Below are 663 nucleotides of genomic sequence, written 5' to 3'. Positions count from 1 at the left end.
ATCCCGGCAGATATCTTTACTGACGCGGTAGCTCTTGTGTTTTGCTTTGCTGGCCATGTTATAAATCAGCTTCTCACCGGCAGGGCAGGTAAAGCTGTCGTCTGCTTCATGGTAAATAAAATCCGCTTTGACAAACTTTCTGTCAGAGTCTTCCAGTCCCTCCGTTGCAGGCTTCTCCTGCCGATCCGTAGCCATGTAAGCGTCAATGTTCGCATCATCAAACGCTTGCAGGTTGGGCCCTGAGTAATAGTCATTATCCTCACTCATTTTGCCAATGGACGCGTTATCTGTTGCTTCTGCAATGGCTTCAAGTGCAGGCTTTACTTCCTGCTTGTCATTGGCATGCTGGCTGATGTGCTGGCCAACAATGATACCATTATCGCTGTCGACGCTGATCTGGGCGTTATAACTGTACTGATAGCCACTGCCTTTTTTGCCCATGACCCTGGCATCATGATCAGCAAAGCTGATTTGCTTTTTGCCGTCTATCGGCTTATCGGGATTCAGGGCATGTTCCCGTTCTTCAAGCGCTTTTTTGGCCTCCTGGATTTTCTCTAACCGTTCCTGCTTGAATTGCAAGTCTTCAGGAATGCTGTAGCCAGTCTCCTGCTGATAAGCATCGTCCTCTTCACTGTCACTGGTTTCGGCTTTTTTAATCAGGGC

At 48.3% G+C, this 663-nt stretch carries 1 protein-coding gene; it reads right to left on the bottom strand.

The features are described from left to right. On the bottom strand, window positions 1-663 hold a 663-nt coding region (locus J7438_RS26765), incomplete at both ends, for a transposase (protein WP_209279058.1).

It is taken from the genome of Thalassotalea sp. G20_0 (assembly GCF_017744175.1).
In the GTDB taxonomy this organism is placed as follows: Bacteria; Pseudomonadota; Gammaproteobacteria; order Pseudomonadales; family Endozoicomonadaceae; genus Endozoicomonas.
The sequence above is the reverse complement of the archived record's forward strand: the minus strand, read 5'-3'. Positions and strand labels throughout refer to the sequence as shown.